The following is a 25,298-nucleotide window of genomic DNA, read 5'->3' as shown; positions in this document are numbered from 1 at the left end:
CGACCCAGCAGGATGTGCTCACGAGTCTGAGGCATTGGGCCGTCAGTCGCAGCTACTACCAGGATCGCGCCGTCCATCTGAGCAGCACCGGTGATCATGTTTTTCACGTAGTCGGCGTGCCCTGGGCAGTCAACGTGCGCGTAGTGACGAGTCGGGGTGTCATACTCAACGTGGGAGGTGTTGATGGTGATACCACGAGCTTTTTCTTCTGGCGCGTTATCGATCTGGTCGAAAGCACGTGCAGAACCGCCGTAGGTTTTAGCCAGTACGGTGGTGATCGCTGCAGTCAGGGTAGTTTTACCGTGGTCAACGTGGCCGATAGTACCAACGTTAACGTGCGGTTTTGTACGTTCAAATTTTTCTTTAGACACGGCTATATTCCTTACTATAGCGCTCTCCCCTTCTGGAGAGAGCACGGGACTTTGGTTTTAACCCTGCGGCTTATTTGCCACGGGCTTCGATTACGGCCTGAGCGACGTTGTTCGGTGCATCATCATACTTCAGGAATTCCATGGTGTATGATGCGCGACCTTTAGTCAGAGAACGCAGCTGAGTTGCGTAGCCGAACATTTCGGACAACGGTACTTCAGCGTGGATCTTAACGCCAGTCACTTCAGATTCCTGACCACGCAGCATGCCGCGACGACGGCTCAAGTCACCGATAACGTCACCGGTGTTCTCTTCTGGAGTCTCAACTTCAACCTTCATGATAGGCTCAAGCAGAACTGGTTTCGCTTTCTTAAAGCCTTCTTTAAAGGCGATAGACGCGGCCAGTTTAAACGCCAGTTCAGAGGAGTCAACGTCGTGGTAAGAACCGAAGTGCAGACGAATACCCATGTCTACTACCGGGTAACCAGCCAACGGACCAGACTTCAGCTGCTCCTGGATGCCTTTATCAACGGCAGGGATGTATTCGCCAGGAATTACACCACCTTTGATGTCGTTGATGAACTCGTAACCTTTCGGGTTAGAGCCCGGCTCCAGTGGGTACATGTCGATCACAACGTGACCGTACTGACCGCGACCACCAGACTGCTTGGCGTGCTTACCTTCAACATCGGTAATCTTCGCGCGAATCGCTTCGCGGTAAGCTACCTGAGGTTTGCCCACGTTAGCTTCAACGTTGAATTCACGCTTCATGCGGTCAACGATGATGTCGAGGTGCAGTTCACCCATACCGGCGATGATGGTCTGGTTAGACTCTTCGTCAGTCCATACGCGGAATGACGGGTCTTCTTTAGCCAGACGGCCCAGAGCCAGACCCATTTTTTCTTGGTCAGCTTTGGTTTTTGGTTCAACGGCGATAGAGATTACCGGCTCAGGGAATTCCATACGCTCCAGGATGATTGGAGAGTCTGGATCACACAGGGTGTCCCCGGTGGTCACGTCTTTCAGACCGATCGCAGCGGCGATGTCGCCTGCGCGAACTTCTTTGATCTCTTCACGCTTGTTAGCGTGCATCTGAACGATACGGCCGAAACGCTCGCGCGCAGCCTTAACGGAGTTCAGCACGGTGTCGCCGGAGTTAACAACGCCGGAGTACACGCGGAAGAAGGTCAGGTTACCCACGAACGGGTCGGTAGCGATTTTGAACGCCAGCGCAGAGAACGGCTCGTCATCACTTGCGTGACGCTCAGCCGGAGTATCTTTGCCATCGTCCAGGATACCGTTGATCGCAGGAACGTCAGTTGGTGCCGGCAGGTATTCGATTACCGCATCCAGCATCGCCTGTACGCCTTTGTTCTTGAACGCAGAACCACAGGTAACCAGGATGATTTCGTTGTTCAGCACGCGCTGACGCAGAGCGGATTTGATTTCTTCCTCGGTCAGCTCTTCGCCGCCCAGGTATTTTTCCATCAGCTCTTCGGAAGCTTCCGCAGCGGACTCGATCAGGTTCTGGCGCCATTCTTCAGCCAGATCCATCATGTCAGCCGGCACGTCTTCGTATTCGAAGGTTACGCCTGCGTCTTCTTCGTTCCAGTTGATCGCCTTCATCTTCACCAGGTCGATAACGCCGGTGAATTTGTCTTCTGCGCCGATAGCCAGCTGCAGAGGAACAGGGTTGGCGCCCAGACGAGTTTTGATCTGGCCTACAACTTTCAGGAAGTTAGCGCCCATACGGTCCATTTTGTTAACGAACGCGATACGTGGCACTTTGTATTTGTTAGCCTGACGCCATACGGTTTCAGACTGTGGCTGAACACCACCAACAGCACAGTAAACCATTACCGCGCCATCCAGCACACGCATGGAACGTTCTACTTCGATGGTGAAGTCAACGTGCCCTGGGGTGTCGATGATGTTTACGCGATGCGGTTCGAACTGCTTGGCCATACCAGACCAGAAGGCAGTAGTCGCTGCAGAAGTGATGGTAATACCACGCTCCTGCTCCTGTTCCATCCAGTCCATGGTGGCAGCGCCGTCATGGACTTCACCGATTTTGTGGTTTACACCGGTGTAGAACAGAATACGTTCGGTAGTGGTGGTTTTACCGGCGTCGATGTGAGCACTGATACCGATGTTACGGTAGCGTGCAATGGGTGTTGTACGAGCCATTTGATTCCTCTATTCCTAGGGCGTTCAAGTTCAGTTAACCCAAGCGGGCCGATTTGACGCGCCCGCTTGGTTAGCATGACTACAGCCGGATGATTACCAGCGGTAGTGGGCGAACGCCTTGTTGGCTTCGGCCATACGGTGAACGTCTTCACGCTTCTTAACAGCAGAACCTTTGTTCTCTGCTGCGTCAGACAGCTCGTTCGCCAGGCGCAGAGCCATGGATTTATCACCGCGTTTACGTGCAGCATCAACGATCCAACGCATTGCCAGAGCATTACGACGAACCGGGCGGACTTCAACTGGTACCTGATAAGTAGAACCGCCAACGCGACGCGACTTAACTTCTACAGTCGGGCGAACGTTGTCGAGAGCGACTTCGAAAGCTTCCAGGTGATCTTTACCAGAACGCTGAGCCAGGGTCTCCAGCGCGGTATAGACGATTGCTTCTGCAGTAGATTTTTTACCGTCTACCATCAGGATATTTACAAATTTGGCCAGCAGCTCAGATCCGAACTTAGGATCTGGCAGGATTTTACGTTGGCCGATTACGCGACGACGTGGCATGGAAATACTCCGTTGTTAATTCAGGATTGTCCAAAACTCTACGAGTTTATTTTGACATTAAAGTTAAAACGTTTGGCCTTACTTAACGGAGAACCATTAAGCCTTTGGCTTCTTCACGCCGTACTTGGAACGAGCTTGCTTACGGTCTTTAACACCGGAGCAGTCAAGTGCACCACGGACGGTGTGGTAACGCACACCTGGCAAGTCTTTTACACGACCGCCACGGATCAGGATTACGGAGTGTTCCTGCAGGTTGTGGCCTTCGCCACCGATGTAGGAAGTCACTTCGAAACCGTTGGTCAAACGCACACGGCAAACTTTACGCAGTGCGGAGTTTGGTTTTTTCGGGGTAGTGGTATATACGCGGGTGCATACGCCACGTTTCTGCGGGCAGGCTTCCAGCGCTGGAACGTTGCTTTTAGCAGCCTTCACAGAGCGTGGTTTGCGAACCAGCTGGTTAATTGTTGCCATTAAAAAAGCTCCTGGTTTTTGCTTCGTACTAGCTTCGTAAACATGTGATAAATCCCCTCGTATGCACTACTGGCAAAGTACGAGGACGCAGAATTTTATGGCTGACCAGTATGGGTGTCAAGAAATATACAACATCACTCTCATCACCAGGCCATTTGGCTGCGGTGTTGTTCGGTTAATTCAACGAAGTGATTATAGCCGACGACAGTGATTTTGTGCGAAAAATGACCAACCAATCCCCGGGCTTCCAGGTCGTCCTGCAGCGCATAAAGGGATATGGGGGCGGCGAGCAGCAATTCAAGATGAGCGCTGCCGGCAAGGCCTGCCAGCACGCCGTCCTGCAGCAGCAACAGCGCGTCGCCCTGCGCCGTCAGGCGCAGCAGCGCAGGCAGGTCACATTGGTTTGGCGAATGGCTCAGGGTATACAGCATCAGAGGATCCTAAAACGTCATCACGGCGTCGTAGCCGGCCAGTTCGCGGCGCAGTTCGTCCGGCGCCAGCACCTCGGCGTCCAGCACCCAATCGGTCACCTGGCTCAGTCCGCGTTCCTGCAGTGAAGCCTGGCACAGATAGCACCGCTCCACGTCATACAGCGGCAGCACGCCAAAGGTGGCAATGTAATTGCGCGCCAAAATCTTTTCCGGCTGTTGGCCCGGCAACAGCTGCAATACGCCATCGCCGACAAAAAACACCCCCACATCTTCACTGAGCGCCGACGTGGCGAGCAGCGCATCCAGCCCTTCCCTGCCGCTGGCGCCGCCGTGCGGCCCATGGGTGAAAACAAAAGCGACTCGTTTCATCCTATCCTCAGAACTGCACCAGACGGTCGCAACTTAGCGACGCTTCGGCCAGGGAACCCAACCCGCTCAGGGTAAAACCGGGCTGCAGGTTGGCGCTTGCCAGCCCCTGCTGCGCCGCCTCCTGCTCGTCGGCGACGCCGCGGCGCAACGCGGCGGCCACGCAGACGTTGAGCGCCACGCCGTGTTGCTGAGCCAGCTGCGCCCAACCGCGCACCAGGTCGAACTCATCGCTGGCGGGCGCGGTCAGCTGGTTGGAGTTCAACACCCCTTCACGGTAGAAAAAGACGCTGGAAAGCCGGTGCCCTTTCGCCAGCAGGGCCTGAGCGAACTGATAGGCGCTGCTGGCCTGCTGCGTGCCGTAAGCCGGGCCGGTGACCAACAGACAATAATCGAGCATCAACGGTCGTTTCCCAACAGATCGCCGCTCTTGAACTGGCGAATGTACAAATACACGGTGTGTTTGGAGATATTCAGGCGATCCGCCACCTGATTGATCGCATCCTTGATGTCGAAGATGCCTTTCTCATAGAGGTTTAGCACTACCTGGCGGTTCTTGGCGTTATTGGATACCGAGCGATCGGCATTCACCTCTTCGATGGTGAACTCCAGCGTCTGCGCCACCAGATCGTCGACTGAAGACGCGAAATTCACCGACGACGGCACGTCCTGCGTGGCCGGCGGCATAAAGGTCTGCATGATCTGCGAGAACGGCACATCGAGGTTCATGTTGATGCACAACAAGCCGATTACCCGCTGTTCGCGATTGCGAATGGCGATGGTCACCGACTTCATCAGCACGCCGCTCTTGGCGCGGGTGAAGTAGGCTTTCGACACGCTGCTGTCGTCGCCGGCCATGTCGTGCAGCATGCGCAGCGCCAGGTCGGTGATCGGCGAACCGATTTTACGCCCGGTATGTTCCCCGTTGGCGATGCGCACCGCTGAGCTGTTCAGATCTTCCAGCGCGTGCAATACGATCTCACAGTGGCCGCCGATCAACATCGCCAGCCCATCGACCACCGCTTCATAGGATTTCAGGATTTCATGATCCGTTTGAGTAAACGGACGTTCATTCAGCAAATCAAGTTCGCTGGCTTCGCTGGATAAAAGCGAATTCGACATCGAAGATACCACCCTCATAGATCGCCTGTGCCAGGGGGCGCAGCTAAAACCGCTCGAACCGGATCGCTGCCGTCGTCGGCACGCCGCAGCGCGGCTGGCTGAGAGCAGCATAAACGGCACGATGACATCCGCGGGCGAGGCGGCCGGGAACAATTTTAGGTACACGCCCTAAGGGGCAGACGCATGACTGATAAGTCAGAATTATTAGTCTAGCAAAGCGGCCGGAGCAAAGTCCTTGCGTTTGCGCGTGGTATTGACGTTAAGCCCGATGCCCGGCAGGCGTCAAGCGTTCAATGGAGAGAGAAGCGGCGGCGGTCGAAATGAAAACCGCCGCGGAGGGCATCCGCGGCGGTGGCAAACAGAGCGACGAGATTATTTCGCTTTAGCGTCTGCTTTCGCGTCAGCCGATTTTTCGGCTTTAGCGTCGGCTTTCGGCGCCGCTTTCACGTCCAGCAGCTCAACGTCGAACACCAGCGTGGAGTTAGCCGGGATGCCCGGAACGCCGGTTTTGCCGTAGGCCAATGCCGGCGGGATCACCAGCTTGATTTTGCCGCCTTTCTTGATGTGCTTCAGGCCTTCGGTCCAGCCCGGGATCACGCCATCCAGACGGAACGACAGCGGCTCGCCGCGGGTGTAGGAGTTATCGAACTCAGTACCGTCGGTCAGGGTGCCTTTGTAGTTTACTACCACGGTGTCGCTGTCTTTCGGTGCTTCACCCGCGCCCGGTTTCTCTACCTGGTACAGCAGGCCGGATTCGGTTTTCTTCACGCCTTTTTCTTTCGCGAAGCTGTCGCGGTACTTAGCGCCTTTGGTTTCGTTGTCCTTGGCGTCCTGTTCCATCTTCGCCTGCGCGGAAGCCTTCACGCGCGCTTCGAAGCCCTGAAGGGTCTTCTCGATGTCGGCGTCGTTCAGCTTGCTCTTGTTGGCGAACGCGTCCTGAACGCCGGCGATCAGCTGATCTTTGTCCAGCTTGATGCCCAGCTTCTCTTGCTCTTTCAGAGAGTTGTCCATGTAACGGCCGAGAGAGGCGCCCAGTGCATAAGCGGCTTGCTCGTCGTCGTTTTTGAACTTGCCGGTGCTCGGTGCTGCCGCCGCGTCCGCTGGTTTAGCGGCTTCTGCCGGTTTGGCGGCATCGGCTGCCATGACCTGGGTCGCATTCAGAGCAAAAGCCATGGTGGTTGCCAGAAGCGTGACTTTAAACAAAGATTTCATCCATTTCTCCAGTGTCTGAAGCAATGCCCCAAACAATCATTAGGTAAGATAACCGGGCTACTATAGCTGCCTGAAACAAAACAAAACAGTCGCACAGGTAACCAATCGAGTCAAAGTGTGACTCCCGCTTTGCCAAGAAGTTTCCCCCTGTGTGCTACTCGCATGATAAATCAGATTTTTCTTGCAGAATATTCGGCGAGGTTAGCAAAAAACGACGTATCGGGCGTGCAACTTTTCAGCACTTTACACTGCCGATCGCAACGTTGCGCGCCGCCAGGAGAAATAGCGCGAGCAAACCCGGCGTCAGCTGTTACCATAACGCCGAATCAGGATTTTATCGCGTCAGAGGTAGCCTCATGCACAACGCCGACATTCAACGCCTGCTACAGCGGCTTGAAGAACTGGAGAGCCGCCAGGCCTTCCAAGAGCTCACCATCGAAGAGCTCAACCAGACCGTCATCCAGCATCAGATGGAAATGCTGAAGATGCGCGAACACCTGCGCATGTTGACCGACAAGCTGCGCTCGACCCAAACCTCAATGATCGCCTCGCAATCGGAAGAAACCCCTCCGCCGCACTATTGAGGGCCCGCTGCGCGGTTATTTCAGGCGTGCCAACCCGTCGACGGCACGCTCGAGATAGCGGCGCGGGCACCCCAGGTTGATGCGGATAAAACCGCTCCCCTCCGGGCCGAAACCGCTGCCCATCGACGGCGCCAGCTTCGCCACCGCCACCAGCGCCTGCTGTAAGTCAGCATCGTTCAAACCCAGTGCACGGCAATCCAGCCAGGCGAGATAAGTCCCTTCAGCCTGGGTCATCGTGCACCAGGGCGCGGCGGCCGCCAGCGCCTGCTCAAACCAGCGCCGATTCTCCGCCAGGTAGTCGAGCAGCTCATCAAGCCAGGCAGCGCCCCGTTGATAGGCCGCGGTCGCCGCCGTCATCGACAGCGCGTTGAATACATCCAGCCCGTGGGCGTTCAGCCGATCGACAAACGCCTGCCGCAGCCGGGCATTGGGGATCAGGAAATTCGAAATGCGCAGCGAAGAGAGTCCGAAGGTTTTGCTGGCGGACGTCGCCGCAATCACCCGCTCGCGATATTCCTCGTCCAGATGCAACACCGATGTAAACGTCTCGCCGGGCAGCAGCAGATCGGCCCAAATTTCATCGGAGATCACCGTGACATCGTGGGCGTGGCAGATCGCCATGAGCCGCTCCAGTTCCTCGCGGCGCCAGCAACGGCCGGTCGGATTGTGCGGATTGCACAGCAACAACAGCGGCGGTTTGCGCTGCGCCAGGCAGGCGGCCAGCTGGTCGAAATCGATCCGGTATCCCTGCGGGGTTTCCAGCAGCGGATTTTCAATCACCTCTCTGCCGTTCATGGTGACTATCTTGGCGAACGAGCCATAGTACGGCCCCTGCACCACCACGCCGTCCCCCGGCTTGCTGAGCAGTTGGATCAGCATCGCCAACCCCGGCACCACCCCTTCAATCGACGTGAACCACTCGCGCCGCAGCGGCAAGTCGTGCCGCTTGGCAAACCAGTCGATCGCCGCCTGGTAGTAGGCGTCGTCGCGTTCGCTGTAGCCAAAGACGCCGTGGTCCACCCGCTGATGCAGCGCCTGTTGCACCTCCGGCGGGCATGGAAAGTCGAAATCGGACACCCACATCGGCAACAATTCGCTGCCGTCCAGTTGCAGATAGCGGTCGATGAAGTCCCACTTCACGGAGCCGGTATTGTGGCGATCGATGATGGCGTTGAAATGACTCGTCATGTCAGGCTTCCTTACGCTGCAAGTCGTTCTGAGGTTGGAGTTTGGCGATACCGAAGCCGGTGAAGCCATAAATCAGGGCGAACACCACTGCGACATAACATTGGATCGCCCACGGCAGCAGATCGAGCGTGCTCACTCCCAGCGTGGTCGCCATGTAAATACCGGCGGCCGTCCACGGGATCAGCGGCTCGATGACGGTGCCCGCATCTTCGACGGTGCGCGACAGGTTTTTGTTGTCCAGCCCCATGCGTCGATAGGCCCCTTTGAACAGCTCCGCCGGGATCAGCAGCGCCAGCTTGCCGTCGCTGGTCGCGCCGGTCACCAGGATGGTGGTGGCAACGGTAGCGGCGATCAGTTGACCGGTGGTGTGCACCACTTTCAGCAGCCGGCTGATGATCACCGTCAGCGCGCCGGTCAGCGTCAAGGCGCCGGCGAAGGAAAAGGCGCAGAACACCAGCAGGATCGTACTCATCATCGAGAACATGCCGCCGCGGTTCAGCAGGCGCGGCACATCGGCGACGATCCCTTCAACGTTATGGCCCTGGCTGGCGAACATCGACAGATTGAAACCGTCCATCAACGCATTCAGCCCCTGTTGCAGGCTAAAACCCTGCAGCGCGACGCCGATGGCGATCGCCAGCGCGCAGGCGGCCAGCATGACGGGGATCACCGGCCGTTTGGTCACCGCGCCCCACAGCACCAGCACCGGCGGCAGGATCAACAGCAGATTGAAATGGTACAACCCCTCAAGCGCGCTGACGATTTCGGTCACTTTTTCCGGCGTTGCCACGCTGCCCACCGCGCCGGTGTGGCCGGCGATCAGGTACACCACGGCGGCCAGGATGAAGCTCGGCAGCGTCGTGTACATCAGATGCTGGATATGGCTGTAGAGATCGGTATCCGCGACGATAGCCGCGAAGTTCGTCGAATCGGACAACGGGGAAATTTTGTCGCCGAAGTAGGCGCCGGACACCACCGCCCCGGCCGCGGCGGCCAGCGGCACGTCCAGACCGGCGGCCACGCCCATCAGCGCCACGCCCACGGTGCCGGCCGCCCCCCACGAGGTACCGGTGCACACCGAGATCACGCTGGTGATGAAGAACGCGGCGATCAGAATGTATTGCGGGCTAATCAGCTTCAGCCCCCAATACACCATGTAAGGGATTGTGCCGCTGATCATCCAGGTGCCGATCAGCCCGCCCACGCAGATCAGGATCATGATCACCGGCATCGCCTTAGCCAGCTTGGCCACGATGGCCCCGATGATGTCATCCCAGCGGTAGCCTTGCCACCAGGCCAACGCGGCAGCGATGGCGGCGGACATCAGCAGCAGCGGTTCAATGCGCAGGCCAAACTGGCCATAGCCGATGATGAGCAGCAACAGCATGGCCACAATCGGCAGCGTCGCCAGCCCAAGGTTGAGCGTTTTCTTATTATCCATATACGGCTCCTGTTGAAGAGGGGGGTACTGCAACAGCGTAATGGCTTTGGTAATCGGAGGATGTGAGCGCAGGCCCCTGGCCATGTAATCGGTTTCATGAGATGGCGTTATGTGAGCCGCCTCTCATTCGCCGCGCTTGCTTTGCTCAGTCCTCTCACCATCGGCGACGGAGTCTCGCAGGATAAGTTCGGCCGAAAAGCGGTTGTTCTGCGGCGCGACGTCGCTGCCGCTGTGGATTTGTAGCGCCAGACGCGCGGCGCGGCGGGCCATTTTTTCGATAGGGTAATGCACGGTGGTCAACGCGGGGTGGAGATATTTCGCCAGGGCAATGTCGTCAAAACCGACGATTGACAGCGCTTCAGGCAACTGAACTTGCCGTTGGTGGCAGGTGCGCATCATGCCGGCGGCCATCACGTCGTTGAACGTCACTGCGGCGGTGAAGCGTTGGTCGCTGGCCAGAACGCGCTCGGCCGCCAGTTCGCCCCCTCTTTCATTGAAGGGCACACTGATGATCCAGCTGCCGGGCACCTCAATGCCGCCGGCGGCCATGGCCTGGCGGTAACCCGCTAACCGCTGCGCGCGGTCGTCGATCGGCAGATCCGTCGTCACGCAGGCGATTCTCCGATGCCCCTGACGAATGAGCAGCTTGGTCGCCGTCTGCGCCGCATTGGCGTTGTCGAGCCAGATGCAACGGTTGGCGATGGCGGGCAGGTAACGGTTGATCAGCACCAGCGCGGGCGTGTGGGCGGCGTAGCGCAGCAGCTCCTCCTCCCCCATGCGCGTGACGTGCGCCACGATGGCTTCGCATCCCTGATTGATGAGAAAGTCGAGGCCGCTTTTTTCCAGTTCGGCCTGATGCCCGCCGCTGCACAACATCAAACGCACGCCGGCCTGTCGCGTGATGTCTTCCACGCCCCGCGCCAGGCGTGAAAAAAACGGATCGTCGAGGTTGCCGGTCAGCAACCCCAGCATATTGCCGCTTCTTTTCGCCAGCGCCAGCGCGGCGGCGTTGCGGTGGTAGTTAAACTCGCGCATCGCCTTCTCGACGCGTTCGCGGGTCACCGGCTCAACGTAGGCGGTATTATTGATCACCCGGCTGACGGTGGCCGTGGAAACGCCGGCTCGGCGCGCAACGTCTTTCATGGTGGCCATGACATGTCCTGTCGTGCTGTTCGGCGCCCGGTGCGCCGCGCATAAAAAAGGGCAGCCGATGGCCGCCCTCTTGTCTCGTGATCGCGTTCTGCTTAGTGGCAGCCGCAACCGCCGTTACCGCAACCGCCTTTACCGTGGTCGTGACCATGGTCGTGATCGTGGCTGTGGCCGTGACCGCCGCAGCAGCCTTCACCGTGTTCGTGGTGATGGTCGTGCTCGCCGTGTACGTGACCGTGTGCCAGTTCTTCTGCGGTCGCTTCGCGGATCGCGACAACTTCCACGTTGAAGTTCAGGTTTTGGCCGGCCAGCATGTGGTTGCCGTCAACCACCACGTGGTCGCCGTCAACTTCGGTGATTTCAACCGGTACCGGGCCCTGATCGGTGTCAGCCAGGAAACGCATGCCGACCTGCAGTTCGTCAACGCCCATGAAGACGTCTTTCGGTACGCGCTGCACCAGGTTTTCGTCGTAGTTGCCGTACGCGTCGTTCGCGCCGACGTGAACGTCAAAACGATCGCCAACGTCGTGGCCTTCGAGCGCTTTTTCCAGACCTGCGATCAGAGAACCATGCCCGTGCAGATAGTCCAGCGGTGCGCTCACCGGAGACTCATCAACCAAAACACCGTCTTCTGTACGTACTTGGTAAGCCAGGCTGACCACCAAGTCTTTTGCTACTTTCATGATATCTCCTACCGTTGGCTACTAGGACGCGCACCGTTATCAGGATGCGCGCCTTTTCCGGACAGATTGTAACGGAAATCTGCCTCGCTGTACCCTTCGGGATAAAAAAACGCTACTTCGGCTGAAAAATGCCGATCACCTGCTCTTGCGGTCGAACGTGTTTTTCCACCTGTTGTTCGGTCTGGCGCTGGTGATGGCCGCACTTGACGCACTCCACCACTTCCACCTGATCCTCCCGCCATACCGCCAGCGTATCCATGGCGCTACAGCTCGGGCACACCGCTCCGGCGATAAATCTCTTACGTGTTGCAGACATCGTTATGCTCCCGCTTATTCGTATTCATCCCAGCCGTCAAACTGGCGACTTTCTTTTTGCATTTCGCGATGGAACAGCTCTTCCAGCTCGCGCCGCGCCTCTTTCACGCGAGAAATTTGCGCCACGTCGCCCTGATGCGGCGGCATCAGTTCACGCAGCATGCGCATATCCAGGCGGCGAAAATGCTGCTGGGCGCGGAAGGCCTGATGCGGGTGCATGCCCAACTCCATCAACGCCTTGCGCCCCAGTTCCAGCGCGCTGGAGAAGGTCTCGCGGCTGAACTGTTTCACGCCCGCCTGCAGCAACTCATGCGCCTCCACGCGGCCGCGTGCCCGCGCCAGAATACTCAGATTCGGGAAGTGCTGCTGGCACAGCCGCACGATCTCCATGGTGTCTTCCGGCTCATTGCAGGTGATCACGATCGACTTGGCCTTTTCGGCGCCCGCCGCGCGCAGCAGCTCCAGCTCGGTGGCGTCGCCGTAATAAACCTGATATCCGTAACGCCGCAGCACGCCAACGGCGCTGACGTCGCGTTCCAATACGGTAATGCGCATTTTGTTGGCCATCAACAGGCGGCCGATCACCTGGCCGAAACGCCCGAAGCCAACGATGATCACCTGCGGATCGTCGTCCTCTACGTACGGCGTCTCCTCGTCTTCGCCTTTGGCGTTATAGCGGCGCGCCAAAATGCGGTCGATGGCCTGCATGAGTAGCGGTGTGGTCATCATCGACAGCGTCACCACCACCAGCAGCAAAGAGAGTTGATCCGGCTGCAGCACCTTTTGCGTGCCCGCCGCAGAAAACAGCACGAAGGCAAACTCACCGCCCTGGCTGAGCACGCCGGCAAACTGCAGGCGCACCGAACTACGCAGGCCGAACAGGCGCGACACGCCGTAGAGCACACCGGATTTCACCGCCACCAGCGCCAGTACACCGATCAACACCTCGGCCAGATGGGTGTAGAGCACGCCGATATTCAACACCATGCCCACCGAGATAAAGAACAGCCCCAGCAGCAGCCCTTTAAACGGCTCGATGGAGATCTCCAGTTCGTGGCGGTATTCGCTCTCCGCCAGCAGCACGCCGGCAATGAAAGTGCCGAGCGCCATCGACAGGCCAAGCGTCTCCATAAACAGCGCCGAGCCGAGCACCAGCAACAGCGCCGCGGCAGTGAAAATCTCGCGCACGCCGGAAGCGGCGATATAGCGGAACAGCGGCCGCAGCAGGAAGCGGCCGCCGATCAGCATGCCGCCGAACGCCGCCACCTTGAGCGCGATCTTCGCCCAGTCGTCGCTGGTGCCGCCGGCGCCGGCCAGAATGGGGATCAACGCCAGCGCCGGGATCACCGCCATATCCTGGAACAGCAGTACCGAGAAACCCAGCTGCCCTCCTTCGTTGCGATTCATGCCCTTTTCGCGCATCAGCTGCAGCGCCATGGCGGTGGAAGACATCGCCAGGCCGATACCGCCTATCACCGCCGCCTGCCAGGCGAAGTTCGTCAGGTACAGCAACGCGCCCAGCACCGCCGCGGTGATCAACACCTGGCCGGCGCCGGCGCCGAAGATCGAGCGCCGCAGCTCCCACAGCTTGCTGGGGTTCAGCTCCAGGCCGATGATGAACATCAGGAACACCACGCCCAGTTCGGAGAAGTGCAGGATCTCGTCAACGTCGCGAATGAAGCCCAATCCCCACGGGCCGATGGCGATACCGGCGATCAGATAGCCCAGCACCGCGCCAATCCCCAGACGACGGGCGATCGGCACCGTCACCACCGCGGCAAACAGGAACAGCAAAATGGCGGTCAGTAAGGTCGATCCTTCCATGATCATCGTCCTCCGTGCGGCAGCGGGTGGCTCAGCCAGTCCCCGTAGGCGTCCGCATGGCTGCGCAGCACCTCCGGCTTTTGCCGCCGCGCCCAATACACCACGAACGGCGTCAACCAATGCATATGGCACATCCCGGCGGTCAGCTCGAACGGCCGCAGGATATCTTCCATCGGATAGTGGTTATAACCGCCGGTGCGGTAGGCGCCTTCCGGCTCGCCGGTGGTGATCACCGAGCGCCAGTACTTGCCCGCCAGCGCATTTCCGCCCACGCCGCTGGCGAAGCCGCGCGCCAGCACGCGATCCAGCCACTCCTTCAGCAGCGCCGGGCAGCTGTAGGTATAGAGAGGATGCTGAAACACGATGACCTGATGCTCACGCAGCAGCTGTTGTTCGTGATGGATATCGATAAAAAAATCAGGATAGTGCGCGTAGAGATCGTGCACGGTGACATGTTCCAACTGCTGCGCCGGTCGAAGCAAAACCCGGTTCGCCACCGAGTCATGGGATTCCGGATGGGCATACAGCAGCAAGACCTTGGGCGGCTGCGACATCATTCCCCTCCAAAGCGTCGTCAGGGTAGCGGTTTTCCGTTACCATGCATCGCAAAGACAAAAACAGCGCGCGGTGCGCGTTCTGTTACCTTAATGATAATTTAACATACTCTGAACATACGGCGCTTTATGATTGTATTCTCCTCGCTACAAATCCGACGCGGCATTCGCGTCCTGCTGGACAACGCCACGGCGACGGTTAATCCCGGTCAGAAGGTCGGCTTGGTGGGCAAAAACGGCTGCGGCAAATCCACGCTGCTGTCGCTGCTGAAGGGCGAGATCGCGGCGGACGGCGGCAGTTTCACCTTCCCCGGCAACTGGGCGCTGGCCTGGGTCAACCAGGAGACGCCGGCGCTGGACGTGCCGGCGATCGAGTATGTTATCGACGGCGACCGCGAGTTTCGCCAGCTTGAAGCCGAGTTGCAGGCGGCCAACGATCGCAACGACGGCCACGCCATCGCCACCCTGCACGGCAAGCTGGACGCCATCGACGCCTGGACCATCCGTTCCCGCGCCGCCAGCCTGCTGCACGGCCTCGGCTTCTCCAACGAACAGCTGCAAAGCCCGGTGCGCGACTTTTCCGGCGGCTGGCGCATGCGCCTCAACCTGGCGCAGGCGCTGGTGTGCCGTTCCGATCTGCTGCTGCTCGACGAACCGACCAACCACCTGGATCTCGATGCGGTGATCTGGCTGGAGCGCTGGCTGAAAAGCTATCCCGGCACGCTGGTGCTGATCTCGCACGACCGCGACTTCCTCGATCCGATCGTCGACAAGATCCTGCATATCGAACAGCAGACGATGAACGAGTACACCGGCAACTACTCGTCGTTCGAACGCCAGCGCGCCACCAAGCTGGCGCAGCAGCAGTCGCTGTATCAGCACCAGCAAGAGAAAGTGGCGCACCTGCAAAGCTATATCGACCGTTTCCGCGCGCAGGCCACCAAGGCCAAACAGGCGCAGAGCCGCATCAAGATGCTGGAGCGCATGGAGCTGATAGCCCCGGCGCACGTCGACAACCCGTTCACCTTCAGCTTCCGCCCGCCGGAAAGCCTGCCGAACCCGCTGCTACGTATGGAAAAAGTCAGCGCCGGGTATGGCGATAAAGTGATCCTGAAGTCAATCAAGCTGAACCTGGTGCCCGGCTCGCGCATTGGCCTGCTCGGCCGCAACGGCGCCGGGAAATCGACGCTGATCAAACTGCTGGCCGGCACCCTAGAGCCGCTGAGCGGCGAGATCGGCCTGGCGAAAGGCATCAAGCTGGGTTACTTCGCCCAGCATCAGCTGGAATTTTTGCGCGCCGACGAATCGCCGCTGCAGCACCTGAGCCGCATCGCCCCAAGGGTGCTGGAGCAGCAGCTGCGCGACTATCTGGGCGGTTTCGGCTTCCAGGGCGACAAGGTCAGCGAAATGACCGAGCGTTTCTCCGGCGGCGAGAAGGCGCGGCTGGTGCTGGCGCTGATCGTCTGGCAGCGCCCGAACCTGCTGCTGCTCGATGAACCAACCAACCACCTGGATCTCGACATGCGTCAGGCGCTGACCGAGGCGCTGATCGATTTCGAAGGCGCGTTGGTGGTGGTATCCCACGACCGTCACCTGCTGCGCTCCACCACCGACGATCTGTACCTGGTGCACGATGGCCAGGTCGAGCCTTTCGAGGGCGATCTCGACGATTATCAGCAGTGGCTTGTCGACCTGCAGCGCCAGGAAAGCCAGCAGGACGCGCCGGAAAAAGAGAGCGGCGGCAACAGCGCGCAGGCGCGCAAGGATCAAAAACGCCGCGAGGCGGAGTTCCGTACGCAAACCCAACCGCTGCGCAAGCAGATCGCCAAGCTGGAACAGCAGATGGAAAAACTGGGCGCCGAACTGGCGGCGGTGGAGGAACAGCTGGCGGATCCCGCGCTGTACGACATCAGCCGCAAGGCCGAGTTGACCGACTGCCTGCAAAAGCAAAGCCAGGCCAAATCCGCACTGGAAGAGACGGAAATGACCTGGCTGGATGCGCAGGAACAGCTGGAGCAGTTAACGCAGGCGTTCGAAGCCTAAGCCTCAGGCCTTGTAAAAAGGTTTATCCCCCAGAATGGTCGCGCGGTGCATGATGCGCCGCTGCGGCAGATAATCCGCGTTGGCGTAGTGCTGCGTCACGCGGTTATCCCAGATCGCCACGTCATTTTCCTGCCAGCGCCAGCGCACCTGAAACTCCGGCTTAGTGATGTGAGCGAACAGGAAATTCAGTAAAGCATCGCTCTCCTTCGGCGCCACATCCACGATCCGCGTGGTGAACCCTTCATTGACGAACAGCGCCTGTCGGCCGCTGACCGGGTGAGTGCGCACCACCGGATGCAGCAGCGGCGGGTTTTTCTGCACCGCCAGTTGCCAGCGCTGGTGTTCTTCTTCGCTACCGCGATGCTTGTGCTCCGGGAACGACTTGGTGAAGTCATGCTCTGCGCGCAACCCCGCGAGCAGCGTTCTGAACGGCGCCGACAGCGCTTCGTAGGCCGCGATGCCGCTGGCCCACAGCGTATCGCCGCCGGTGGCAGGCAAGGTCTTGGCCGCCAGGATCGCGCCCAGCGGCGGGTTCTCGATAAAGGTCACGTCGGTGTGCCAGTTGTCGTTGTCCGGCGGATTGTCGTCGTGAGTATCGAGCACGATGATCTCTTCCACGTCGGTGGCGTGCGGATAGACCGGATGGATATGCAGATCGCCGAAGCGCCCGGCCAGATCGCGCTGCTGCAACGGCGTGATCGGCTGGTTGCGGAAGAACAGCACCTGATGCTTGAGCAACGCATGATAAAGCTGTTCAAACTGGCCGTCGCCCAACGGCCGGGCCAATTCGACGTTTTCCACCAGCGCCCCGATGTAAGGCCCCAGCGGGGTGATATTCAGACGTTCGTTCATTGCTGTACTCCATGCCACGGGGTCAATCGGCGCTGCAGGGCGCGCAGCCCCAGCTCCAACCCAAATGCAATCACCGCAATCACGCCGATGCCGGCCAACACCACGTCGGTCGCCAAAAACTCACCGGCGGATTGCACCATAAATCCCAGGCCGCGCGTGGCGGCGATCAGTTCGGCGGCCACCAGCGTCGACCAGCCGACGCCCAGCCCGATGCGAATGCCGGTCAGGATCTCCGGCAGCGCGCTCGGTAGCACCACGAAACGCAGCACCTGCCAACGCGTGGCGCCCAACGCGCGGGCGGCGCGCACTCGTACCTGTGCCACGCTGCGCACGCCGGCCACGGCGGAGAGCGTCACCGGCGCGAAGATCGCCAGATAAATCAGCAAGATTTTCGAGGTCTCGCCGATGCCGAACCAAATCACCATCAGCGGCAGATAGGCCAGCGGCGGCACCGGACGATAGATCTCAATCAGCGGATCGAGGATGCCGCGCACCGTGTCGTTCAACCCCATGGCGATGCCCACCGGAATGCCGACGATCACCGCCGCCAGCAGCGCCACCAAAATGCGCCCCAGGCTGGCCGCCAGATGCTGCCATAGCGTGGCGTCCATAAAGCCTTGCGGGCTGGCGATGGTGATCAACTGGTGCAGCACCTGCTGCGGCGCCGGCAAAAACAGCGGGCTGATCAGCTGCAGCGCCGTCACGCCCCACCAGACGATCAACACCGTCAACAGCGTGGCGCCGCTCAACCAAACGTTGCGCGGCACGCTGAAACGGCGCGCCGCTTTGCCCTGCGGCTGCGCCGCGGCCTTCAGAGTGGAATGCAGGCTCATAGCAAGGCCTCGCGCTGTTGGAAAACTTTGCCCAGCACGTATTCGCGCTGAGCGATAAATTCAGGATCGGACTTGATGGCACGGCAGGCTTCGCCGTCGGCATAGCGCTGGCCGAAGTTCAGCGACAGCCGCTCCACCACCTGCCCCGGCCCCGGCGACAGCAGTAACAGTTCACTGGCGAGGAACACCGCCTCTTCAATATCGTGGGTGATCAGCAGCACCTGTTTGCCGGTATCTCGCCAGATGGTCAGCAGCAGCTCCTGCATCTGCTCGCGCGTGAACGCGTCCAACGCACCGAACGGCTCATCCAGCAACAGCAGACGCGGATCGGCGGCCAGGGCGCGGGCAATGCCGACGCGTTGGCGCATGCCGCCGGAAAGCTGCCAGATGAAGTGCTGTTCATAGCCTGCCAGCCCCACGCGCTGCAGCATCTGCTCCGCCACCTGGCGGCGCTGCGCCTTGCCGATGCCGGCCAGCTGCAGGCCGAACTCAACGTTGTCCACCACGTTACGCCACGGCAGTAAGCCCTCATGCTGGAACACCACGCCCCGTTCGGCGCCCGGGCCGTGAACGGGCGTTCCATCCAGCGTGATGCTGCCAGCTGAAGGCTCGATAAACCCGGCGATCAAATTCAGCAGCGTGGTCTTGCCGCAGCCCGATGGGCCGAGCACCACCACCAGTTGCCCGGCGGCGATCTGGAACGACACGTCACGCAGCGCGGGCCGCCCCTGATACTCTGCTGAAAGATGATTGACGTTTAGCATCCTGCTTCCTTACGACTGCGGCGCAGCCTGCACCTGTTTCACAAAACGGTCGGTGACGTAAGCGCTGTAGTCGCTGTCGACCTGCGGGATCTTGCCCTGCTGCTTGAGGAATTCGGCGGTATCGCGGATTGCCTTGTCCACCGGCTGGCCGAGTTGGGCAACCTGATCGGCCACCGGCAGATAACGGTTCCCCTTCACCAGTTCCGGCACCTGCGCTTCCGGCACGCCGCTCAGGCGCGCCAGCGTGCTGAGATGGCTCGGATCTTTAAGCCACTGTTCCGGTGCCGCCAGGTAGGCCTTTTGCGCCTGCAGGGCGCTGGCGGCAAAGGCGGTTACTACGTCGGGATGTTTCTCTGCGAAGTCTTTGCGCACCACCCACACGTCCAGCGTCGGTGAACCCCATTCGCCCACCTGCGCGGAGTCAGTCAGCACCTTGCCCTGTTTGGCCAGTTCGTTGACCACCGGCGCCCAGACGTAAGCGCCGTCGATGTCGCCGCGCTGCCAGGCGGCGGCGATGGCCGGCGGCTGCAGATTGAGGATCTTCACCTGTTCAGGCTTGATGCCCCAATGTTTGAGCGAGGCCAGCAGGCTGTAATGGGTGGTGGAAATAAACGGCACCGCAATGCGTTTGCCGATCAGATCCTGCGGGCTTTTGATGTCATTCTTCACCACCAGCGCTTCGGAGCTGCCGAGCTGCGAGGCGATGAGGAACACTTCGATGGGGAGTTTTTGGCTGGCGGCCACCGCCAGCGGGCTGGAGCCGATATTGCCGATCTGCACATCGCCGGAGGCCAGCGCGCGCAACACGCTGGAACCGCTGTCGAACTTACGCCAGTCGACGGTCGCGCCGGACTGTTTGGCGAAGCTGTTTTCCGCCTGCGCCACCTTGGCCGGCTCCGCCGACGTCTGGTACGCCACGGTCACGTCCACCGCGTAGGCGCTGGCCGCGCTGAGCGACAACGCCAGCAGCGCCGCGTTGCGTAAAGAAAAGAGTTTGCCCGCCATGTTCCGCTCCGTTGATAAAAATCTGTTCAGTTGCTGACAGTTTTATCTGAGCGATGGCGGGCGATAAAAGAATAAAAAAGTCTTCTTTATTACCTTAGGTAATATTAAAACGGATCACAGCGCGATCGTCCCGCGCAAGAACACGTGAGCGTAGCCGCCCAGCAGCGTGCGGTCCCCTTGCAGTTCGCAGAACAGCTCGCCGCCGCGCGCCGAAATCTGCCGGGCGTGCAACCGATGGCGGCCGAGACGCGCCGCCCAGTAAGGCATCAGCGTGCAGTGCGCGGAGCCGGTCACCGGATCCTCGCCGCCGTCGAGCGTGAAATAGCGCGAAACGAAGTCCACGGTGTCACCCGGCGCGGTGACGATCACCGCGCGGCCGGCCAATGCGATCAGCGCCGGGATGTCCGGCCGCAGCGCGCGCACCTGCGCCTCATTTTCCACCACCACCAGCAGCGCTTTCGCCTGCCACACTTCCTGTGGCTGCACGCCCAGCAGCGCCGCGAGGCCTGCCGGTTCAGTGACTTTCTGCGGTGGCCTGGCGGGGAAATCAAGCACCAGCTGCTCCCCGTCCCGCTCATCGCGCTTGACGAACAGCTCGCCGCCGGTCGATCTGAAGCGAATATCCTTCAGCGCCGGGTTAACCGCGCTGAACATCACATGCGCCGCCGCCAGGGTGCCGTGGCCGCAAAGATCGACCTCGCGTTCCGGGGTAAACCAGCGGATGGCGGTCATGTCGCCGTCATCCCAGACAAAGCTGGTTTCCGACAGGCCGATCTCGTTAGCGATCGCCTGCAGCCGCTCCGCCGGCAGCGGCTGCGTCAGCAGGCAGACCCCGGCCGGGTTGCCGCGCAACCCTTCGCCGGTAAAGGCGACCACGTGATAATAGTTTTCCGCCATCGTTCACTCCTTAATGCCAGATCAGTAACACACAGGCTGCAGTCAACAACCCCATGGAAACGTTGAAGATAACCCAGGCCTTTTTACTGCGCAGCAGGCGGCCAATCAGGGTGCCGAACGCCAGCCAGATAATGCCGGCGACGATGTTCACCGCCAAAATGCCCAGCGCGATCGCCGCAATGGAACCGTTGTACTTATCGCCCGCCAGGCTGAAGCTCGCCACCGCCCCCAGCGCCATCAGCCAGGCTTTCGGGTTGAGGAACTGCAGCAGCCAGCCCTGATACAGCCGCACCGGCTGCGGTGGCGCCACGTCGGTTTCCAGCTTTTCATAGGCGGCGGTGGCGACTTTCCACGCCAGCCACAGCAGGTACAGGCTGCCGAGGATTTTCAGGATCAGGTGCAGCGACGGGTAGACCAGGATCAGGCTGCCGACGCCGAACGCCACCAGCAGCAAGATGCTTTGCATGCCGAGCATGATGCCGACCATCAGCCACAGCGATCGCATAAAGCCGAAGTTAGCGCCGGAGGTGGTCAGCAGCAGATTATTGGGGCCAGGCGTGATGGCGGCGACCCACAGGAAGCCCAGCATCGAAAGGAATAAACTCGGTTCCATGGCACGGGTGCTCCTCACCCAAGGCGCTTTTTTGCAGTATCATTGATAATTCTTGGTATTGAAGCTAACAGTGCGCTAGGGATCTCACAATAGCCGCCCACAACATTTTACTCAGCCTATGCCTAACACCTTTCGCCCTCTGACAGGGGCCAGTAACCCGCACCTGCAAACGCTGTTGCCGCGGCTGGTGCGCCGCCGCGTGTTATTGAAACCGCATTGGCAACGGCTGGAATTGCCCGACGGCGATTTCGTCGATCTCGCCTGGAGCGAGGATCCGGCGCAGGCGCGCGACAAGCCGCGCGCGGTGCTGTTTCATGGCCTGGAAGGCAGCTTCTACAGCCCCTACGCGCACGGCCTGCTCAACGCCTGGCGCGAGCGCGGCTGGCTCGGCGTGGTGATGCACTTTCGCGGCTGCAGCGGCGTGCCCAACCGCAAGCAGCGTATCTACCACTCCGGTGAAACCGAAGACGCGCGCTTCTTTCTGCGCTGGCTGCACGATAGCTACGGCGAGGTGCCAACCGCGGCGGTAGGCGTTTCGCTCGGCGGCAACATGCTGGCCTGTTATCTGGCGCAGCAAGGCGCCGACAGCCTGCTGCAGGCGGCGGTGGTGGTCTCGGCGCCGCTGATGCTGGAACCCTGCGCCTACCGCATGGAGCAAGGCTTCTCCCGCGTTTATCAGCGCTACCTGCTGGGGCAGCTGAAACAAAACGCCACCCGCAAGCTGTTGCACTACCCGGACACTCTGCCGCTCAAACTGTCACAGCTGAACGGGTTGCGACGCATTCGCGAATTCGACGACGCCATCACCTCGCGCATTCACGGCTTCAGCGACGCCACCGACTATTATCGCCGCTGCAGCGCCCTGCCGCTGTTGCCGTCTATCCAGACGCCGCTGCTGATCATCCATGCGAAGGACGACCCTTTCATGACCCCTGAGGTGATCCCCGACGTCGCCGGCCTGCCGCGCAATATCGAATATCAGCTGACTGAGTTCGGCGGCCACGTCGGCTTCGTCGGCGGCACGCTGAAAAAACCGCACATGTGGCTGGAGCATCGCATTCCGGCCTGGCTTTCCCCTTATCTGGACATTCCGACGTGATTATTCCCTGGCAAGAACTGGCAACCGACACCCTGAACAGCCTGATCGAATCCTTTGTGCTGCGCGAAGGCACCGATTACGGCGAACACGAACGCTCGCTGGAGCAGAAGGTGGAGGACGTGCGCCGCCAGCTGAAAAACGGCGAAGTGGTGCTGGTGTGGTCGGAACTGCATGAGAGCGTCAACATCATGCCGCGCGGCCAATTCCGCGCCGGGCAGGAAGAAATTTAGTGGCGCCCGGTTCTATGACTGACGGAAAAAATCAGGTAACAATGGGGCATTGCAAACCAGCGCGCGCCATTTTTCCTGACATAGAGAGCGTCAACAAGAGCCACAATAATCCCCTGACGCCGGCGCATTCAACACGGAGTGACAACCATCATGTCTGCCAAACATCCCGTTATCGCGGTGACCGGTTCCAGCGGCGCCGGCACCACCACCACCAGCGTGGCGTTCCGTAAAATCTTCCAGCAGCTCAATATCCGCGCCGCCGAACTGGAGGGCGACAGCTTCCACCGCTATACCCGGCCGGAAATGGACGCGGCGATCCGCAAGGCGCGCGATCTGGGCAGACACATCAGCTATTTCGGCCCCGAGGCCAACGACTTCGGCCTGCTGCAGCAGAGCTTTATCGACTACGGCAAAAACGGCACCGGCCGTTCGCGCAAGTACCTGCACACCTACGACGAAGCGGTGCCCTACAATCAGGTGCCGGGCACCTTCACCCCGTGGGAGCCGCTGCCGGCGCCGACCGACGTGCTGTTCTACGAGGGGCTGCACGGCGGCGTGGTTACTGAGCACCATGACGTGGCCAAACACGTCGATCTGCTGGTCGGCGTGGTGCCGATCGTCAACCTGGAGTGGATCCAGAAGCTGATCCGCGATACCGGCGAACGTGGCCACTCCCGCGAAGCGGTGATGGATTCGGTGGTGCGCTCGATGGAAGACTACATCAACTACATTACGCCGCAGTTCTCGCGCACCCACATCAACTTCCAGCGCGTGCCGACGGTGGACACCTCCAACCCGTTCGCCGCCAAGGCCATTCCCTCACTGGATGAAAGCTTCGTGGTGATCCACTTCCGCGGGCTGGACCAGATCGACTTCCCCTACTTGCTGGCGATGCTGCAGGGATCGTTTATCTCGCACATCAATACGTTAGTGGTGCCGGGCGGCAAAATGGGGCTGGCGATGGAGCTGATCATGGCGCCGCTGGTGCAACGGTTGCTGGAAGGCAAGAAGATCGAATAAATGCGTTGAGCGCGGCGCCGGCCGCGCTCCGCCTCGATTACGCCGGTTGGCGGATCTCGAAGCTGTGGGTTACCGTGGCGGCCTTGTTGAGCATCAGCGCCACCGAGCAGTATTTCTCCGCCGACAGGTTCACCGCACGTTCGACGATCTTGTCGGTCAGATCCTGGCCGGTCACGATGAAGTGCAGGTTGATATGGGTGAACAACCGCGGGGCTTCTTCGCGGCGCTCGGAGGTCAGCTTCACCTCGCAGTCGCGCACGTCGTTGCGCCCCTTTTGCAGGATGGATACCACGTCGATCGCGCTGCAGCCGCCCACCGACATCAGCACCATCTCCATCGGGCTGGGCGCTTTATCACCGGCGTTGCCGTCCATCAGCACCTGGTGGCCGGAGGCCGATTCACCCAAAAACGTTAACCCTTCCACCCATTTAACTCTTGCCTGCATTCTGGTCACTCCGGTTGATTTCTTAAAATCAGAGTACGCTTTCGCATAGAAACAGGCAACGTAACCTGATGCTAATCATGCTGAAGCGAGACAACACGAGACACCCGCCTTACTCTGTGCTACAAACAGAGCCGCAATAAATCTTTCCGGGACACTGCATTTCAGGGAAACGCCCAGAGAAAGGCTCCTTTACCGGTATGTTAACAGAATGTAGCTTGCAGCGCTTACGGCAAGTTAATATGCTAGAGCGACAGCGTATTTTTATGACACGCCTCAAAACTTGCCGGTAGCCCTCGCTCATAACTGCGGCTACAGGCGGGTTTTACAGGGAACTCTGACCCCTGTGACACAAGGCAGCGATAACAACAGAGGATAACAGCGAATGGTTCTCGGCAAACCGCAAACAGACCCTACTCTCGAATGGTTCCTGTCTCATTGCCATATCCACAAATATCCATCGAAGAGTACGCTGATTCACCAAGGTGAAAAGGCCGAAACGCTTTACTACATCGTGAAAGGCTCCGTCGCGGTGCTGATCAAGGATGAAGAAGGTAAAGAGATGATCCTGTCCTACCTCAACCAGGGGGATTTCATCGGCGAGCTCGGATTGTTCGAAGAAGGCCAGGAGCGCAGCGCCTGGGTTCGCGCGAAAACCGCCTGTGAAGTGGCCGAAATTTCCTACAAGAAATTCCGCCAGCTGATCCAGGTGAACCCGGACATCCTGATGCGTCTGTCCGCCCAAATGGCGAGCCGCCTGCAGGTCACCTCCGAAAAAGTGGGCAACCTCGCCTTCCTGGACGTGACCGGCCGCATCGCGCAAACCCTGCTGAATCTGGCGAAGCAACCTGACGCCATGACTCACCCGGACGGCATGCAGATCAAGATCACCCGTCAGGAGATCGGCCAGATCGTCGGCTGCTCGCGTGAAACCGTTGGCCGTATTCTGAAAATGCTGGAAGATCAAAACCTGATTTCCGCCCACGGCAAAACCATTGTCGTCTACGGCACCCGTTAATCCCCGAAGAAACGGCGCAGTC

General features: G+C 59.7%; 29 protein-coding genes. 6 read left to right on the top strand and 23 right to left on the bottom strand.

Annotated elements, in window-relative coordinates:
• The 9 genes from MMS95_RS17415 to fkpA form a co-directional block, all read right to left on the bottom strand.
• A partial coding sequence (locus tag MMS95_RS17415; RefSeq protein ID WP_040202416.1) for a GTP-binding protein occupies window positions 1-371 on the bottom strand: 371 nt, incomplete at its 3' end.
• A gap of 70 nt (window positions 372-441) precedes the next feature.
• Window positions 442-2,556 carry an elongation factor G gene (gene fusA, locus MMS95_RS17410; RefSeq protein ID WP_004930429.1) on the bottom strand — a complete coding sequence of 705 codons (2,115 nt, stop codon included), beginning with the start codon at window positions 2,554-2,556 and terminating at the stop codon, window positions 442-444.
• A 93-nt stretch (window positions 2,557-2,649) separates the two neighbouring features.
• On the bottom strand, window positions 2,650-3,120 hold the full coding sequence (gene rpsG / locus MMS95_RS17405) for a 30S ribosomal protein S7 (RefSeq protein ID WP_004956203.1): 471 nt from the start codon (window positions 3,118-3,120) through the stop codon (window positions 2,650-2,652).
• A 96-nt stretch (window positions 3,121-3,216) separates the two neighbouring features.
• A complete protein-coding gene (rpsL, locus tag MMS95_RS17400; RefSeq protein WP_004930426.1) occupies window positions 3,217-3,591 on the bottom strand; it encodes a 30S ribosomal protein S12 in 375 nt (124 codons plus the stop codon).
• Between the two features lie 143 nt (window positions 3,592-3,734).
• The gene (gene tusB, locus MMS95_RS17395; RefSeq protein WP_004930424.1) at window positions 3,735-4,022 is read right to left on the bottom strand and encodes a sulfurtransferase complex subunit TusB; all 288 of its coding nucleotides are present in this window, start codon (window positions 4,020-4,022) and stop codon (window positions 3,735-3,737) included.
• 9 nt (window positions 4,023-4,031) lie between these two features.
• Window positions 4,032-4,391, bottom strand: a complete 360-nt coding sequence (gene tusC / locus MMS95_RS17390) for a sulfurtransferase complex subunit TusC (protein ID WP_033631943.1) — start codon at window positions 4,389-4,391, stop codon at window positions 4,032-4,034.
• A gap of 7 nt (window positions 4,392-4,398) precedes the next feature.
• The gene (gene tusD, locus MMS95_RS17385) at window positions 4,399-4,788 is read right to left on the bottom strand and encodes a sulfurtransferase complex subunit TusD (RefSeq protein WP_242142006.1); all 390 of its coding nucleotides are present in this window, start codon (window positions 4,786-4,788) and stop codon (window positions 4,399-4,401) included.
• Entirely contained in the window at window positions 4,788-5,510 is a 723-nt protein-coding gene (locus tag MMS95_RS17380) for a transcriptional regulator (protein ID WP_033631941.1), read from the bottom strand. Before MMS95_RS17380 ends, tusD begins: the two co-directional genes overlap by 1 nt.
• A 372-nt stretch (window positions 5,511-5,882) precedes the next feature.
• Entirely contained in the window at window positions 5,883-6,722 is an 840-nt protein-coding gene (gene fkpA / locus MMS95_RS17375; protein WP_015379270.1) for an FKBP-type peptidyl-prolyl cis-trans isomerase, read from the bottom strand.
• Window positions 6,723-7,078: 356 nt separating this feature from the next.
• Between fkpA and MMS95_RS17370 the strand changes: the two genes are divergently transcribed.
• Window positions 7,079-7,306 carry a SlyX family protein gene (locus tag MMS95_RS17370; RefSeq protein WP_004930414.1) on the top strand — a complete coding sequence of 76 codons (228 nt, stop codon included), beginning with the start codon at window positions 7,079-7,081 and terminating at the stop codon, window positions 7,304-7,306.
• A 15-nt stretch (window positions 7,307-7,321) separates the two neighbouring features.
• Here the strand turns inward: MMS95_RS17370 and MMS95_RS17365 are convergent, their stop codons facing one another.
• The 7 genes from MMS95_RS17365 to kefG form a co-directional block, all read right to left on the bottom strand.
• On the bottom strand, window positions 7,322-8,494 hold the full coding sequence (locus MMS95_RS17365) for a MalY/PatB family protein (protein ID WP_060557847.1): 1,173 nt from the start codon (window positions 8,492-8,494) through the stop codon (window positions 7,322-7,324).
• 1 nt (window position 8,495) lies between these two features.
• Complete coding sequence (nhaC, locus tag MMS95_RS17360; RefSeq protein ID WP_156866455.1) at window positions 8,496-9,935, bottom strand: Na+/H+ antiporter NhaC; 1,440 nt, start codon at window positions 9,933-9,935, stop codon at window positions 8,496-8,498.
• A 123-nt stretch (window positions 9,936-10,058) separates the two neighbouring features.
• Window positions 10,059-11,087 carry a LacI family DNA-binding transcriptional regulator gene (locus MMS95_RS17355; RefSeq protein WP_015379273.1) on the bottom strand — a complete coding sequence of 343 codons (1,029 nt, stop codon included), beginning with the start codon at window positions 11,085-11,087 and terminating at the stop codon, window positions 10,059-10,061.
• 92 nt (window positions 11,088-11,179) lie between these two features.
• Window positions 11,180-11,767, bottom strand: coding sequence for a peptidylprolyl isomerase (slyD, locus tag MMS95_RS17350; protein WP_004930407.1), 588 nt, complete (start codon window positions 11,765-11,767; stop codon window positions 11,180-11,182).
• Window positions 11,768-11,879: 112 nt separating this feature from the next.
• Entirely contained in the window at window positions 11,880-12,083 is a 204-nt protein-coding gene (locus MMS95_RS17345) for a YheV family putative zinc ribbon protein (RefSeq protein WP_015379274.1), read from the bottom strand.
• A gap of 14 nt (window positions 12,084-12,097) precedes the next feature.
• The gene (gene kefB, locus MMS95_RS17340) at window positions 12,098-13,906 is read right to left on the bottom strand and encodes a glutathione-regulated potassium-efflux system protein KefB (protein WP_156866454.1); all 1,809 of its coding nucleotides are present in this window, start codon (window positions 13,904-13,906) and stop codon (window positions 12,098-12,100) included.
• A 2-nt stretch (window positions 13,907-13,908) separates the two neighbouring features.
• The gene (gene kefG, locus MMS95_RS17335; protein ID WP_004930395.1) at window positions 13,909-14,460 is read right to left on the bottom strand and encodes a glutathione-regulated potassium-efflux system ancillary protein KefG; all 552 of its coding nucleotides are present in this window, start codon (window positions 14,458-14,460) and stop codon (window positions 13,909-13,911) included.
• A 129-nt stretch (window positions 14,461-14,589) separates the two neighbouring features.
• Between kefG and MMS95_RS17330 the strand changes: the two genes are divergently transcribed.
• On the top strand, window positions 14,590-16,503 hold the full coding sequence (locus MMS95_RS17330; RefSeq protein WP_015379276.1) for an ABC transporter ATP-binding protein: 1,914 nt from the start codon (window positions 14,590-14,592) through the stop codon (window positions 16,501-16,503).
• Window positions 16,504-16,506: 3 nt separating this feature from the next.
• Here the strand turns inward: MMS95_RS17330 and tauD are convergent, their stop codons facing one another.
• The 6 genes from tauD to MMS95_RS17300 form a co-directional block, all read right to left on the bottom strand.
• The gene (tauD, locus tag MMS95_RS17325; RefSeq protein WP_004930389.1) at window positions 16,507-17,355 is read right to left on the bottom strand and encodes a taurine dioxygenase; all 849 of its coding nucleotides are present in this window, start codon (window positions 17,353-17,355) and stop codon (window positions 16,507-16,509) included.
• Window positions 17,352-18,188: a taurine ABC transporter permease TauC gene (gene tauC, locus MMS95_RS17320; protein ID WP_033631937.1), complete on the bottom strand. Its 837-nt coding sequence runs from the start codon at window positions 18,186-18,188 to the stop codon at window positions 17,352-17,354. The genes tauD and tauC overlap by 4 nt, the downstream gene beginning before the upstream one ends.
• A complete protein-coding gene (gene tauB / locus MMS95_RS17315) occupies window positions 18,185-18,952 on the bottom strand; it encodes a taurine ABC transporter ATP-binding subunit (protein WP_004930385.1) in 768 nt (255 codons plus the stop codon). The genes tauC and tauB overlap by 4 nt, the downstream gene beginning before the upstream one ends.
• Window positions 18,953-18,961: 9 nt before the next feature.
• Window positions 18,962-19,957, bottom strand: a complete 996-nt coding sequence (gene tauA / locus MMS95_RS17310) for a taurine ABC transporter substrate-binding protein (protein WP_004930383.1) — start codon at window positions 19,955-19,957, stop codon at window positions 18,962-18,964.
• Window positions 19,958-20,071: 114 nt separating this feature from the next.
• The gene (locus tag MMS95_RS17305) at window positions 20,072-20,854 is read right to left on the bottom strand and encodes a PhzF family phenazine biosynthesis protein (RefSeq protein ID WP_156866453.1); all 783 of its coding nucleotides are present in this window, start codon (window positions 20,852-20,854) and stop codon (window positions 20,072-20,074) included.
• 10 nt (window positions 20,855-20,864) lie between these two features.
• Entirely contained in the window at window positions 20,865-21,467 is a 603-nt protein-coding gene (locus tag MMS95_RS17300; RefSeq protein WP_156866452.1) for a LysE family translocator, read from the bottom strand.
• Window positions 21,468-21,585: 118 nt separating this feature from the next.
• Here MMS95_RS17300 and MMS95_RS17295 point away from each other — a divergent pair, with 118 nt between their 5' ends.
• The 3 genes from MMS95_RS17295 to MMS95_RS17285 all read left to right on the top strand — a co-directional run bounded on the left by MMS95_RS17295 (window position 21,586) and on the right by MMS95_RS17285 (window position 23,816).
• Window positions 21,586-22,566, top strand: a complete 981-nt coding sequence (locus MMS95_RS17295) for a hydrolase (protein WP_156866451.1) — start codon at window positions 21,586-21,588, stop codon at window positions 22,564-22,566.
• On the top strand, window positions 22,563-22,796 hold the full coding sequence (locus tag MMS95_RS17290; RefSeq protein ID WP_004930376.1) for a YheU family protein: 234 nt from the start codon (window positions 22,563-22,565) through the stop codon (window positions 22,794-22,796). Before MMS95_RS17295 ends, MMS95_RS17290 begins: the two co-directional genes overlap by 4 nt.
• A gap of 150 nt (window positions 22,797-22,946) precedes the next feature.
• Complete coding sequence (locus MMS95_RS17285) at window positions 22,947-23,816, top strand: phosphoribulokinase (protein ID WP_004930374.1); 870 nt, start codon at window positions 22,947-22,949, stop codon at window positions 23,814-23,816.
• 37 nt (window positions 23,817-23,853) lie between these two features.
• Here the strand turns inward: MMS95_RS17285 and MMS95_RS17280 are convergent, their stop codons facing one another.
• The gene (locus tag MMS95_RS17280) at window positions 23,854-24,261 is read right to left on the bottom strand and encodes an OsmC family protein (protein WP_004930372.1); all 408 of its coding nucleotides are present in this window, start codon (window positions 24,259-24,261) and stop codon (window positions 23,854-23,856) included.
• 382 nt (window positions 24,262-24,643) lie between these two features.
• Here MMS95_RS17280 and crp point away from each other — a divergent pair, with 382 nt between their 5' ends.
• Complete coding sequence (gene crp, locus MMS95_RS17275) at window positions 24,644-25,276, top strand: cAMP-activated global transcriptional regulator CRP (RefSeq protein WP_004090925.1); 633 nt, start codon at window positions 24,644-24,646, stop codon at window positions 25,274-25,276.
• The last annotated feature ends 22 nt before the right edge of the window (window positions 25,277-25,298 follow it).

The sequence above is a fragment of the Serratia sp. PGPR-27 genome (assembly GCF_022678525.1).
GTDB lineage: Bacteria > Pseudomonadota > Gammaproteobacteria > Enterobacterales > Enterobacteriaceae > Serratia > Serratia nematodiphila.
This window is presented reverse-complemented; position numbering and strand designations above follow the sequence as displayed.